Here is a 13,435-nt window from a genome sequence, read left to right as displayed (position 1 = left end):
AAAAGCCGATGCAAAAACAAAGAGCTACAGCATCGGACTGAATACGATATTCGGTCCGATGCCGTAGGCGGTCGAACCCGGTTCAGTCGCGCTCGCGCTCGACCGCGGCGTGGCCCCGGCGCCAATACGCCGCGACGAGGTGGCGGTCCCTGGCCATGCCGCGCTCCTTGCGCAGATAGGTCCGGATCGCACGGGCGGAGGCCTGCTCGCTGCCGATCAGGGCATAATGCGCCCCGCCTTGCGGCCATTCCACCGCCCGGATGGCCCGTTCGAGCAGATCGGTCGAGCCGGCTTCGGCGCCGTTGCGATGCAGCCAGCGCAGGTCGAGCGTGGCAGCGGAAGCGATCGGTTGCTCCTCCCGCGCGTCGGCGACCTCGATACGCAAGATCGCCTTCGCACCAGCCGGCAGGCTTTCCGCGAAACGCGCGATCACCGGAAGCGCAGTTTCGTCGCCGCCGAGCAGGTAGCAATCGGCCGGGACGATCTCGCCGCCGCCCGGCCCCATCAGGCCGACGGTGTCGCCCGGCCCGGCCGTACGCGCCCAGACGGAGCCGGGCGTGTCCTCATGCAGCACGACATCGATATCGACCTCGCCGCGGGCATGGTCGAGGCTGCGGATGGTGTAGACGCGCGTCGTCAGCTCGTCCTCGCCCTTCGGCCAGAGCACGCGGCCATCGGGCGCCAGCGACGGCCAGACGGGCGCCCTGCCCTGCGGCGGGATCAGCACCCGGACATGCAGGCCACCCGTCTCGAGCTGGCCGACATCCGCGACCGCAAGCGTGACGCGCCGCATGCGTGGGGTGACCGGGCGGCTCGCACGCACGGTCGCCTGATGGAAATACGGAATCGCGGTGAGGTCGCAGCCATCGCCGCTCCAGAGGAAAGCGGGTGCCGAACCCTCAGAGCATTCGGCGATGTGTTCGGCCAGCAAGGAGCGGGCGATGAACAGGTAATTCAGCTGATCCGACGCGGCATGCAGGTGCAGCGCCTGCGCCCCGGCCTCCATCTCGACGGCGCCCATCCGGCTCTCGAAGCGGCCGCGGGGTCCGTCCCGCGTCACGGTTCCGCGCTCCGTGAGACGCTCGCAGAGACGATCCAGCAGCGCATGCGGATCGGGCAGCGCGATCGAGGTCGATGCGGTGAAAAGGATCGTCTCAGTCATGGCTTTCCGCTCCGCGGCTCAACAGCCAGATCAGGTAGGGGCCGCCGATCAGGGCGGCGAAGAGCCCGACCGGGATCTGGTAGGGGTAGATGACGACGCGCGACAGCCAGTCGGCCAGCACCATGACGCCTGCGCCCAGCGCCATCGCCGCGGCAAGCTGATGACGGCCCTGGGCGAAGCCGGAGAGCCGCGCCAGATGCGGAGCGACGAGGCCGATCAGGCTCAAGGGTCCGATCAGCAGCGAGGCGATGCCGGTGAGCAAGGCGGCGAAGGTCGCCAGCGTCAGCCTTCCAAGGCGGCGCGGCAGGCCGACCGCAAGGCTCACCCCCTCCCCCAGCGGCAGGATGTCGAGCCAGCGCGAGAACAGGAACAGCGGCAGGCAGAGGGCGACGCAGCTCGCGACCGCGATCCAGGCCTCGGCGGCGCCGACCCGGTTGGTCGAGCCGGACATCCAGACCAGCAGCAGGTAGCCGCGCCTATCGCCCTGGGCGAGCACCGTCGAGACGACCGCCATCGACAGCGCGCCCAGCGCGATACCGGCCAGCAGCAGGCGCGACGGCCCCGTCCCGGCCCGGCCGGCGATCAGCAGCATGGCGAGGAGCACGGCGAGCGAGCCGCCGCCGGCTCCGAGCGCCATCGTCCATGGCGTGACGGTGCTGCTCAGAAACAGCACCAGCGCCAGACCGACGCCGCCGCCCGCGCTGACGCCGAGCACGTCCGGCCCGGCGAGCGGATTGGCGGTGAGGCGCTGCATCAGCGTGCCGGCCGCCGCCAGCATCGCGCCGGCGAAACCCGCGGCGACGATGCGCGGGCCCCTGAAGGGCAAAAGATCGGTGAAGAGCGTGCCGGTCGCGAGGCTCCAGCCATTCGGACCGCGCCCGAGCACGAGCGCGCCGAGGGCGACGATGGCCGCCACGGCCATGAGGGCGGACACGGCCAGCACGGGCCGGCGGACGCGGCTCGTCTCGCGCCAGCCGGATGTCATCTGCGGCGGCACGGTCGGCGGGATGCGCCGGAGCATCCAGAGCAGCAGCGGCCCGCCGAGCAGCGCTGTTGCCGCACCGGTCGGGGCGAGATCGGCCGTGGCCGAACCGAGGATCTGCACGGCGCTGTCGGTGAAGGAGACCAGGACGGCGCCGGCCAATGGCGCCGCGATCAGGCGATCGCGCAGGCGCCGCGCCCCGAGCGCCCGCGCCAGGATCGGGGCGGCGAGTCCGACGAAACCGATGATGCCGATTTGCGCGACCACCGTCGCCGCGAGCCAGACCGCGACGACGAGGACGGCCAGCCGCGCCGCCAGCAGCGCGACGCCGAGACTGCGGGCGCTGGCGTCGTCGAGCGCGAGCAGGGTTAGGGGCCGCAGCAAGGCGAAGGAAGCGGCAAAGCCGAGGAGGAGACGCGGAGCCAGCGCGAGCGGGACGTCCCAGCTCTGCTGGTTGAGCGAGCCCGCGCCCCAGATGAAGAGGGAGAAGAGATAATCGCCCTTGGCCAGCACCACGGCCGCGCCCAGCGCCGCCGCCACCAGCGAAACCACCATGCCGGAGAGGATGACGGTGACCGGGTCGAGCTTGCGCCGCCAGCTCAGCGCCAGCACGAGCGCCACGGCCGCCGCCCCGCCCGCGAAGGCCGTCGCCTCGCGCGAGAAGGCGATCAGCGCCGGCGCGAAGGCCGTGGCCATGGTGAGCGCGAGCTGGGCGCCCGCGGCGAGGCCGAGTGTCGAGGGATCGGCGATGGGGTTGCGCAGCACCTGCTGCAGGAGCAGGCCGGCAAGGCCCAGCGCCGCGCCGCAAAGCAGCGCCGTGACGAAGCGCGGCAGCAAGCTGTGCCAGAGCAGGATCTGCTCCAGCGGCGCGACGATGGCCGGATCGCCCGGCAGCGGCGCGCGGGTGGCGAGCACGGCGGCGAAGGGCAGTGCGACGAGCGCGAGCGCCGCCAGCGCGGCCGCGAAGGGCCGATGCAGGAAGAGCGGCCTAATCACGCTTCGCCGCTCCCGCCTGTTCGAGGGCCGCCGTCAGCAGGCGGGCGAAGCGACGCGCCGCCGGCAGACCGCCATAGGGGTCGATCGAGCCCAGCGTCAGGACGCGCCCGGCCCGGACATTCGGCAGGGCGTTCCAGAAGGCGCTGCGGCCGAGCAGGCGCGAGGCATCGGCCGGCACGGGCGGGATCATCACGATCCAGGCCTCGGGCACTCGCGCCAGTTCCTCCAGCCCCACCGGCGCCATGGCGGAATAATTGGTCGGCTCGGTCCAGGCATTGGCGATGCCGAGCCGGGCCAGCACCGCGCCGAACATGCTGTCGGCGCCGAAGACGCGGAAATGGCGGGCATCGCCGAGATTGATCGGGATGACCGGCAGGCCGTCGAGCGCCTGGAGCCGCTGCCGGCAGGCATCGAGCTCGGCATGGGTCTCGGCGATATAGCGCCCGGCCCGTTCGGCGATGCCGAGGCGCTCGCCGATCGCGCGCATCATCGCCTCCGCCGCCGGGAATGGATCGACGCGCGGTGCATAGAGCGTGAAGCTCTCCACCGGCGCGATCAGGCGCAGGCGCGGCACTGAGGATTCATAGAAATGCGAGATGTAGATCAGCTCCGGCCGGGCGAGCTGCAGCACCTCGAAATTGACCGTGCCGCGCAGGCCGAGATCGGCAACGCTCTCCGGCACCGGCGGCTCGACCGCGACCTCGCGGAACTGGACGAGCTCGGTCGCAGCCACCGGCGGGCGGCCGAGCGCCAGCAACGTCTCCAGCACCGCCCAGTCGATCGTCGCGACACGCAGCGGCGCCTGCCCCCCCCCCGGCGATGCCATTCCGAGCAGCGCGGGCAGAGCAAGCATCGCTCGCCGGGTCATGCCGGCGGCTCGAATGGCCTGTTCTCTGGATAGGGTCGGCGGCAAAACGATACGTGGTCCAGTGTTCGGGAACGGCGAAGAGGCCGCGGCTTTTGCCCCGGCCTCGCATCATGCGGTATTTGGTTCATTGCATCGGCTTTTTCCGAAAACCGCATTCCACTTTTCGGGCCGATGCTCTCGCCGCGCGCGACCTACCATTTGTAGCTGGCGGAGACCGTGACGGTGCGGGCATCGCCATAGCCGCAGCCGGAATAGCCCTGGCAGCTCTTCACATAGACCTTGTCGAGGAGATTGGTGACGTTCACCGCGAAGGACCAGTCGTCGATCTTGTAGCGGATCGCGGCATCGACCAGCGTCACGGCCGGCACCTTCAGCGTGTTCTCGTTGTCGGCCCAGGACTTGCCGACATAGCGCAGGCCGGCGCCGAGGCCGAGGCCCCTCAGCGGCCCTTCGGTGACGGTGTAGTCGAGCCAGCCCGAGGCGGTCACCTCCGGCACGATGAAGGGCGTCTTGCCGATATAGGCAGCGCGGGTGTCCTTCGTCGTCTTGAGGTCGAAGGCGGTGAAGCTCGCCAGCACCTTCCAGTTCTCGTCGAGATTGGCCTTGGCCTCGAGCTCGAAGCCGGTCGAGGTGACCTCGCCGAGCTGGGTCGAGGCGAAGGGGTTGAGTGCCGTCGGCGACGGGGTGACGACGTTCTGCTTCACCAGCCGGAAGACCGAGGCCGTGATCAGCGCGTCCATGAAGCCCGGCTTGTACTTCACCCCGGCCTCGTATTGGTGGCCCTTCTCCGGCTGGAACGGCGTCGCCGGACCGCCCGTCAGGTTGGGCACGGCATCGAAGACCGGGTTGAAGAAGGTCGCGGCGCTGACATAGGGCGTCAAGCCGTTGGCGAACTCATAGGCCAGGCCGGCGCGGCCGGAGAAGGCCGCCTCGTTCTTGCTGTAGCTCGGCGAGAACAGCAGGCCGGGCGCGCTGACGGATTTCTTCTTGGTGTAGTCGTAGCGGCCGTTCAGCGTGACGAGCCAGCCATCGCCGAAGCGGAGCTGGTCCTGGAGGTAGAGCCCGAACTGGTGATGATCCAGCTCCTGGTTCAGATAGACCGAGGGCATGCCCTGCGGCGCGCCGTAGACCGGGTTGGTCACGCTGATCGGCGTGGCGCCGCCCGATGCCTGCGTCTGGTCGATGTTGAAGTATTTGTAGTCGGCGCCGAGCAGCAGCGAATGCTCGACCGGCCCGGTGCGGAAGGTCCGCTCCAGCCGGTTGTCGAGCAGGAAGGTGTTGACCTGCGTGCGTTCCTGGAAGCCGATGCGGTAGAGCTGGTAATCGGGCGCCAGCGGCTGGAAGCGGTTCCCGAACAGCGCGTCCGCGCCGTAATAGCCGTAGCCATAGGGGCCGAGCTGCGAGCCGCGCATATGGCCGTAGCGGGCGTTCTGGCTGAAGGTCCAGCCATTGTCGAACTCATGCCTGAACTCCCAGCCCAGCATGGTCTGGACGCGCTTCTGGCTGTCGATCTCCGGCTCGCCGAGGAAGGCCTTGCGCGGGATGCGGCCGAAGGGCGCGTTCACCACCGTGCCGACATAGGGCAGGAAGCCGCCGCCGATATGGATCTGGTCGAGCGCCGAATAATAGCCATAGGCCGTGAAGCTGGTCGCCCCGTTCGGCTTGTAGGTGATCTGCGGCAGGATGAAGCCGCGGAAATCCTTGGCGACGTCGGTGTACTGGTCGCCGCCGGAGATGCGCCCCGTGAGGCGCGTGCTCCAGATGCCCTGCTTGTCGCTGACCCCGATGTCGATATTCGTATAGGCGTTGCCGAAATTGTTGATGCCGGTCTCGACCAGGCCGAAATTCGTCCCCGTCGGGCGCTTGCTGATCATGTTGACGATGCCGCCGGGATTGCCGCCGCCGTAGAGGACAGAGGCCGGACCTTTCAGCACCTCGACGCGCTCGAGCTGGAACGGGTCGATCTGGAAGCCGCCGAAGCCGAAGGCGTAGTTCGACAGCCCGTCGAGATACATGCCGGTCTGCGTCGCCTGGAAACCGCGGATGAAGACCCAGTCGGTGTCCGGATCCGGGCCGAAGGGCTGGGCCGTGACGCCGGCGGTGTAGCGCAGGGCTTCGTCGACCTTCTGGACGTTGCGGTCCTCGAGCTCCCGCCGGCCGATCACCGAGACGGCCTGCGGGATCGCCGTGATCGGCGTATTGGTCTTCGAGCCCGTCCCCGTGCGCTGCGGTACGTAGCCGTTGACCGGGCCGGTCGCGGTCTCGGCCTGGCCTTCGACCGTGATCGTGTCGAGCTGCACCGTTGCCGGCTGAGCCTGGGCCTGCTGACCCTGGGCAAAGGCCGGGCCAGCGATCGCCAGAAGCGAAGCGGCCGATCCAAGAATAAATCTAATCTTCATGCGATCAGTATAGCGCATAATTCGCTTCTACCAGAATGAGTGATGTCGCGTTCGAATATTCGATATTTAGAATAATTCAAAACGACGCTTATCTCGGGACAATTCTCCCTAACATTCACGCCAACAACCGGATTGATCGTTTCTGCTATGCATTGAACGTTTTTGTTCTGCCCCGTATCATGCGGCCACGGTGTTGCATTCTCGCCACCTTTCCATCGCCACCGACGGAAGAAGTCGATGTCGTTCCAGCCGCGCATGAATTCCGTCCGGGAGGGCATCAGCGTCATCGGCACGCTGAAATGGCGCGCCTTCAACGGCGTGATCGCCGATCTCTGGCAGGCGCGCTGCGAAAAGGGCGCGCGCGGCGAATATGTCTCGCAGCATCCGCGGCTGTTCATCGTGCTCGAGACGGAAGGCGGATCGTTCGAGACGCGGCTCTCGCCCGGCGGGCCCGGCATTGCGAGCGCACCCGGGGGATCATCGATCAGCTACATGCCGGCCGGGATGCCGGTCTGGACGCGCATCGACGAGCGGCTGCGGCTGAAGCATCTCGACCTGCATTTCGACGCGCAGGAGATCGCGGAACGGCTCGCCGAGCCGCTCGACCGGGCCATCCTCGCGCAACCCCGCATCATGTTCAGCGACGAGCGCATCATGGCGCTGGCGCGGATGATCGCGGCCGAATGCGCGGAGCCGGAGCGGCGGCACGACCTCTATGGCGACGGGCTCGTGCTCGCCCTGCTGATCGATCTCTTCCAGGTCCGGCGCCGCGAGCCGCGCCGGCGCTCGTCGCTGACGGGCGAGCAATTGCGGCGCGTCACCGATTTCATCGCCGATCATTGCGGCGACAATATCCGCCTGCAGGAGCTGGCTGCGCTGGTCGATCTCTCGCAGTCGCATTTCAGCCATGCCTTCAAGGCGGCAACCGGCCTGCCGCCGCATCAATGGCAATTGCAGGCGCGCGTGCGGAAGGGCCAGGAGATGCTGGCTGCCGGCGACCGCACCCTGACGGAGATCGCGGCCGAGATCGGCTTTTCCGATCAGGCGCATTTCACCCGCGTCTTCCGCCGCATCGCCGGCGAGACGCCCGCCGCCTGGCAGCGGGCGCGGCGCAGCAGCGCGACCATGCAGCCGGCCAAACGCAGGGAATCGGCATAACGCGCCCGTCGCGACGGGCCTTCACCGCGAGCGCGAACCGCGGGTTTCGCCGGCAACGGACTACGACAAAAGTCTAGCCATGCGACGCAATGCCCAAGCAAGAGGCAGCTTGACGCCCCCTGGCCAGAGTTTCACTATTCCAAATTGAACGATACGTGATTGTTCGCCTGGGAGGTTGAGATGCTGCATGAGCTCTCGCGCCGCCAGTTCATGAAAGCCGCAGGGGCGGGGATCGGCGGGTCTGCCGTCGCCGCGCTCGGATTCGGCGGGGCTGAGGAAGCCCTCGCCCAGGCCGTGCGACCTTTCAAGCTGACGGGCACGACTGAAACCCGAAACACCTGCCCGTACTGCTCCGTCGCCTGCGGCGTCATCATGTACGGCCTCGGCGACGGGTCGAAGAACGCCCATCCCGCGATCATCCATATCGAGGGCGACCCCGACCATCCGACCAATCGCGGCACGCTCTGCCCGAAGGGTTCCGCCCTTCTCGACTTCGTCCATTCCGAGACGCGCACCACGGTCCCGCAATATCGCGGGCCGGGCGAGCGCGAATTCCGGCAGATCAGCTGGGGCGAGGCGCTCGACCGCATCGCGCGGCTGATGAAGGACGATCGCGACAAGAACTTCATCAAGACCAATCAGGACGGCGTCACGGTCAATCGCTGGCTGACGACGGGCTTCCTCGCGGCATCGGCGACCACCAACGAAACGGCGTTCCTGACCTACAAGGTCGTCCGAAGTCTCGGGATATTGGCGTTCGACAACCAGGCGCGCGTTTGACACGGACCGACGGTGGCCAGTCTGGCCCCAACATTCGGTCGCGGTGCGATGACCAACTCCTGGACGGACATCAAGAACACCGACCTCATCGTCGTCATGGGCGGCAACGCCGCCGAAGCGCACCCTTGCGGCTTCAAATGGGTCACTGAGGCGAAGGCCCAGCGCGGCGCCAAGCTGATCGTCGTCGATCCGCGCTTCACGCGCACGGCCTCGGTCGCGGATTTCTACGCGCCGATCCGGCAAGGCACCGACATCGCTTTCCTGCTCGGGGTGATCAAGTACTGCATCGATAACGACAAGATCCAACACGACTATGTGCGCGCCTTCACCAACGCGCCCTATATCGTGAAGGAGGGCTTCGGCTATCAGGACGGTTTGTTCACCGGCTACGACGAGGCCAAGCGCGACTATGACCGCTCGAGCTGGGAATACGAGCTCGGGCCGGACGGCTATGTCCAGATCGACGAGACGCTGCAGCATCCGCGCTGCGTCTACCAGCTCCTGAAGAAGCATATCGCGGTCTACACGCCGGAGATGGTCGAGCGCATCTGCGGCACGCCAAAGGACAAGTATCTCACGATCTGCAAGATGATCGCGGAGACCTCGGCGCGCGACAAGGTCATGACCTCGATGTACGCGCTCGGCTGGACGCAGCACTCCAAGGGCTCGCAGAACATCCGCTCCATGGCGATGCTGCAGCTCATGCTCGGCAATATCGGCATGCGCGGCGGCGGCATGAATGCGCTGCGCGGGCACTCCAACATCCAGGGGCTCACCGACATCGGCCTGATGTCGAACCTGATCCCGGGCTATCTCACGCTCGGGACCGACAAGGAGGTCGATTTTTCGACCTATATGTCGACGCGCGGCTTCAAGCCGCTCAGGCCCAACCAGATGAGCTACTGGCAGAACTACAAGAAGTTCATGGTGAGCTTCCTGAAGTCGATGTGGGGGCCGGCGGCGACGGCGGAGAACGACTTCGCCTATCAATGGCTGCCGAAGCTAGACGTGCCCGGCTACGACGTGCTGCGCACTTTCGAGCTGATGAGCCAGGGCAAGGTCAACGGCTATTTCTGCCAGGGCTTCAACCCGCTGCTCTCCTTCCCCAATCGGGGCAAGGTCACGGCCTCGCTGTCGAAGCTGAAGTTCCTCGTGGTGATGGACCCGCTGCAGACCGAGACGGCACGGTTCTGGAAGGACGAGGGCGTCCATAACGACGTCAAGCCCGAGGACATCAAGACCGAGGTCTTCGAGCTGCCGACGAGCTGCTTCGCCGAGGACGAGGGCTCGCTGGTCAATTCCGGCCGCTGGCTGCAATGGCACTGGCCGGGCGCCGAGCCTCCGGGCGAGGCCAAGCACGACAACTGGATCATGGCGCAGCTCCATATGCGCCTGCGCGCGCTCTACCAGAAGGAGGGCGGGGCCTTCCCCGATCCGATCGTCAATCTCCACTGGCCCTATCGCGATCCGGGCGAGCCCGAGCCGGACGAGATGGCCAAGGAGATGAACGGCTATGTCGTCTCGACGGTGACCGACCCGGTCGACCCGAGCAAGGTCATCCTGGAGAAGGGCAAGCAGATCGACACCTTCGGGCAATTGCGCGACGACGGCTCGACCGCCTGCGGCTGCTGGATCTATTCCGGCTGCTGGACCGAGAAGGGCAATATGATGGCCCGCCGGGACACCAGCGACCCCGGCAATACCGGTGCCTATTCGAACTGGGCCTTCTCCTGGCCGGCGAACCGCCGGATCCTCTACAACCGCGCCTCGGCCGATCTCGACGGCAAGGCCTGGGATCCGAAGCGCAAGCTGATCGAGTGGAACGGCACGGCCTGGGCGGGCTTCGACGTGCCGGACATCGCGCCCGGCGCCAAGCCGCAGGATGTCGGCCCCTTCATCATGAATCCGGAGGGGACCGCACGGCTCTTCGCCCGGGCGATGATGAAGGACGGCCCCTTCCCGGCCCATTACGAGCCCTTCGAGAGCCCGGTCGCCAACGTGCTCGCCCCGAAGATCCGCGGCAACCCGGCCGCGCGCATCTTCAAGGACGATCTCGCGGCGCTCGGAACCTCGGACAAGTTCCCCTATGCCGCGACCTCCTACCGCCTGACCGAGCATTTCCACTTCTGGACCAAGCATGTCTGGGTCAATGCGGTGCTGCAGCCGGAGTTCTTCGTCGAGATCAGCGAGCAACTCGCCGCGGAGAAGAACATCCAGAAGGGCGGCTGGGTGAAGGTCTCGTCCAACCGCGGCTCGGTCTATGCCAAGGCGATGGTGACCAAGCGCATCAAGCCGCTGATCTGCGACGGCAAGACCGTCCATATCGTCGGCATCCCGCTCCATTGGGGCTTCACCGGTGCGGCGCGCAAGGGCTTCGGCCCGAACAGCCTCACCCCGTTCGTCGGCGACGCCAATATCGAGACGCCCGAGTTCAAGGCGTTCCTCGTGAATGTCGAGCCGTCCAACGGGCCGGCGACGAGCTAGGGAGGCGAAGACCATGGGATTGCAGAGCCAGGACTTCGCCCGCATCTCGGCGACCAATATGCGGCCGCCGGATGTCCGCCACGATTTCGAGGTGGCGAAGCTCATCGACGTCTCGAAATGCATCGGCTGCAAGGCATGCCAGTCGGCCTGCCTGGAATGGAACAATCTGCGCGAGGAGGTCGGCTTCAACACCGGCTCCTATGACAATCCGCACGATCTGACGCCGAACAGCTGGACGCTGATGCGGTTCACCGAATGGGAGAACCCGCAGAGCGGCAATCTCGAATGGCTGATCCGCAAGGATGGCTGCATGCATTGCGCCGATCCGGGCTGCCTCAAGGCCTGCCCCTCGCCGGGCGCCATCGTGCAGTACAACAACGGCATCGTCGATTTCGTCTCGGAGAACTGCATCGGCTGCGGCTATTGCGTGAAGGGCTGCCCCTTCAACATCCCGCGCATCAGCCAGACCGATCACAAGGCCTATAAGTGCACGCTCTGCTCGGATCGGGTCTCGGTCGGCCAGGCGCCGGCCTGCGCCAAGGCCTGCCCGACGGGGGCGATCACCTTCGGCACCAAGCAGGCGCAGCTCACCTTCGCGCAGACACGCGTCGCGGATCTCAAGTCGCGCGGCTTCCAGAATGCCGGCATCTACGACCCGCCGGGCGTCGGCGGCACGCATGTGATGTATGTGCTCCACCATGCCGACCAGCCGCAACTCTATGCCGGGCTGCCCAACAATCCGCGGATCAGCCAGGTCGTCGAATTGTGGAAGGGCCTGACCAAATATGCCGGCATGGCGGCGATCGGCTTCGCCGCCGCCTTCGCCTTCGTCCATGGCATCGTGGCGCGGCGCAACGATGTCAGCCGCGCCGAGGACCGCGAGGCCGAGCATGTGATCGACGAGGAGGCAGCCCGTGGTCGTCAGGCGTGAAGAGGAGCGCACGACCGTCGACCGTTATCCCGGCCGCGTGCGCGTCAATCACTGGGTCACCGCGATCTCGCTGATCCTGCTCGCTCTCAGCGGGGCGGCGCTGTTCCACCCCTCGCTGTTCTTCCTGTCGGGCCTGTTCGGCGGCGGCGCGAACACCCGCGCCCTGCATCCCTGGATCGGCGTCGTGCTGCTGGCGAGCTTCGCCATCCTCTTCGTCCAGATGGTCAGATACAATTTCTGGCAGAAGGTCGACACGCAATGGATGCGCCATATCGGCGAGGTGATGTCGGGCCATGAGGAGAACCTGCCCGAGATCGGCAAGTACAACGGCGCCCAGAAGATCGTCTTCTGGCTGATGACGCTGCTGATCCTCGTCCTGTTCGGCACGGGGATCATGATCTGGTACGAATATTTCGGCGCGAGCTTCACCATCGAGCAGCAGCGCTTCGGCCATATCCTGCATGCGCTGGCGGCGATCGCGATGCTGCTGGTCGTCATCGTCCATATCTATGCCGGCTTCTATGTGCGCGGCACGATGAACGCGATGACGGAGGGCAAGGTGACGGGCGGCTGGGCTTTCCGCCATCATCGGCTCTGGCTGCGCCAGGAGGCGCGCGAGGGCGTCGTCGACGAACGCCAGACACCACCGCGCCGCCACACTGTCGGCCCGGCCGAGTAGCAATATCCTTGCATGCGGGGCGGCCGGGCCGCTCCGCCTCCCGTGACCCGTGCGGTTCGAGAGGACCAGAATGAGTGATGCTCCGGGCTTCGCGCCCTTCGAGGAAGTCGGCATCGCCGAGCGCGACAAGCCGCCCTTCATCCGCCTGCCCTTGCCGGAAACGCTGTTCGGGCTGCGCGCCATGCGCTTCGCAGCGCTCGCGCCCGGCCACCAGCTCGAGCCCTATCTGAGCTTCCTGGCGGCCTTGTCGAAGGCGCAGGACGAGCTCGCGCGCGCCTTGCCGCCCCCTGCCCTGCCCGCCTTGGGCGAGCTTCGGATGCGGGCCGCCAACGCCATGCCGCTCCTGCCCCGCGAAGATCTTGCCGACGATCCGGCCGCCTCGGCCGCGCTCGACGGGCTGGCGAAGCTGCTGGAAGGCGTCGCCATGCCGGACCTCGCCCGCGCGGCCCTCGAACGGGCCATGGCGGTGGATGACGAAGGCCGCCGCGCGATGTTCGCCGCGGTGCTGGCCGATGCGATCCCGGTCGAGGCGGTGGCCGAGCACATCTTCGCCGCCGCGGCCTTGCAGGTCGTCGCGGCCCGCTGCGTGGCGCAGCTCGACCCGCTGCTGCCGCAGCCGGTCGCGGATGGCGTCTGCCCCTGTTGCGGCGGGCCGCCGGTGACGAGTTCGATCGTCGCCGACGTCAATGTCGAGGGCGTGCGCTATGTCCAGTGCTCGCTCTGCGCGGCGCAATGGAACCATGTCCGGGTGAAATGCGTCACCTGCGGCTCGACCAAGGGCATCGCCTATCAGGCGATCGAGGGCATCGCCGACACGATCAAGGCCGAGACCTGCGACGAATGCCGGACCTATGTGAAGATCCTGAACCGCCGCAAGGATACGGAGCTGGAACCCGTCGCCGACGATATCGCGAGCCTCGGCCTCGATCTGCTGGTGACGGAGGCCGGCTGGAAACGGGCGGGGGTGAATCCGTTCCTGCTCGGCTATTGACGGTC

General features: G+C 66.9%; 9 protein-coding genes. 5 read left to right on the top strand and 4 right to left on the bottom strand.

Features of this window, described 5'->3' with window-relative positions:
- Positions 1-82 precede the first annotated feature (82 nt).
- The 4 genes from GGC47_RS19975 to GGC47_RS19960 all read right to left on the bottom strand — a co-directional run bounded on the left by GGC47_RS19975 (position 83) and on the right by GGC47_RS19960 (position 6,425).
- Positions 83-1,162 carry a DUF2218 domain-containing protein gene (locus tag GGC47_RS19975; protein ID WP_142020655.1) on the bottom strand — a complete coding sequence of 360 codons (1,080 nt, stop codon included), beginning with the start codon at positions 1,160-1,162 and terminating at the stop codon, positions 83-85.
- Positions 1,155-3,140, bottom strand: a complete 1,986-nt coding sequence (gene fhuB, locus GGC47_RS19970; RefSeq protein ID WP_142020654.1) for a Fe(3+)-hydroxamate ABC transporter permease FhuB — start codon at positions 3,138-3,140, stop codon at positions 1,155-1,157. The genes GGC47_RS19975 and fhuB overlap by 8 nt, the downstream gene beginning before the upstream one ends.
- The gene (locus GGC47_RS19965; protein WP_429068645.1) at positions 3,133-3,993 is read right to left on the bottom strand and encodes an ABC transporter substrate-binding protein; all 861 of its coding nucleotides are present in this window, start codon (positions 3,991-3,993) and stop codon (positions 3,133-3,135) included. The genes fhuB and GGC47_RS19965 overlap by 8 nt, the downstream gene beginning before the upstream one ends.
- 206 nt (positions 3,994-4,199) lie before the next feature.
- The gene (locus tag GGC47_RS19960) at positions 4,200-6,425 is read right to left on the bottom strand and encodes a TonB-dependent siderophore receptor (protein ID WP_429068644.1); all 2,226 of its coding nucleotides are present in this window, start codon (positions 6,423-6,425) and stop codon (positions 4,200-4,202) included.
- A 219-nt stretch (positions 6,426-6,644) separates the two neighbouring features.
- Here GGC47_RS19960 and GGC47_RS19955 point away from each other — a divergent pair, with 219 nt between their 5' ends.
- From GGC47_RS19955 to fdhE, 5 genes are all read left to right on the top strand, one after another.
- The gene (locus GGC47_RS19955) at positions 6,645-7,565 is read left to right on the top strand and encodes a helix-turn-helix domain-containing protein (protein ID WP_142020652.1); all 921 of its coding nucleotides are present in this window, start codon (positions 6,645-6,647) and stop codon (positions 7,563-7,565) included.
- Between the two features lie 180 nt (positions 7,566-7,745).
- Positions 7,746-10,829 carry a formate dehydrogenase-N subunit alpha gene (gene fdnG / locus GGC47_RS19950; protein ID WP_142020651.1) on the top strand — a complete coding sequence of 1,028 codons (3,084 nt, stop codon included), beginning with the start codon at positions 7,746-7,748 and terminating at the stop codon, positions 10,827-10,829.
- A gap of 13 nt (positions 10,830-10,842) precedes the next feature.
- Positions 10,843-11,760, top strand: coding sequence for a formate dehydrogenase subunit beta (fdxH, locus tag GGC47_RS19945; protein ID WP_038368440.1), 918 nt, complete (start codon positions 10,843-10,845; stop codon positions 11,758-11,760).
- Positions 11,744-12,439, top strand: a complete 696-nt coding sequence (locus tag GGC47_RS19940; protein ID WP_113255058.1) for a formate dehydrogenase subunit gamma — start codon at positions 11,744-11,746, stop codon at positions 12,437-12,439. Before fdxH ends, GGC47_RS19940 begins: the two co-directional genes overlap by 17 nt.
- A gap of 70 nt (positions 12,440-12,509) precedes the next feature.
- Complete coding sequence (gene fdhE / locus GGC47_RS19935; protein WP_142020650.1) at positions 12,510-13,430, top strand: formate dehydrogenase accessory protein FdhE; 921 nt, start codon at positions 12,510-12,512, stop codon at positions 13,428-13,430.
- Positions 13,431-13,435: the final 5 nt, after the last annotated feature.

Source organism: Allobosea sp. OAE752, assembly GCF_050433265.1.
Taxonomy (GTDB): domain Bacteria; phylum Pseudomonadota; class Alphaproteobacteria; order Rhizobiales; family Beijerinckiaceae; genus Allobosea; species Allobosea spartocytisi.
The sequence above is the reverse complement of the archived record's forward strand: the minus strand, read 5'-3'. Positions and strand labels throughout refer to the sequence as shown.

Bases quoted from the DNA above. Each gene is read 5' to 3' on its own strand.
- GGC47_RS19965 (WP_429068645.1), bottom strand. From the start codon at position 3,993: ATGCTTGCTCTGCCCGCGCTGCTCGGAATGGCATCGCCGGGGGGGGGG.
- GGC47_RS19960 (WP_429068644.1), bottom strand. From the start codon at position 6,425: ATGCGCTATACTGATCGCATGAAGATTAGATTTATTCTTGGATCGGCC.
- fdxH (WP_038368440.1), top strand. From the start codon at position 10,843: ATGGGATTGCAGAGCCAGGACTTCGCCCGCATCTCGGCGACCAATATG.
- GGC47_RS19975 (WP_142020655.1), bottom strand. From the start codon at position 1,162: ATGACTGAGACGATCCTTTTCACCGCATCGACCTCGATCGCGCTGCCC.
- fdhE (WP_142020650.1), top strand. From the start codon at position 12,510: ATGAGTGATGCTCCGGGCTTCGCGCCCTTCGAGGAAGTCGGCATCGCC.
- GGC47_RS19955 (WP_142020652.1), top strand. From the start codon at position 6,645: ATGTCGTTCCAGCCGCGCATGAATTCCGTCCGGGAGGGCATCAGCGTC.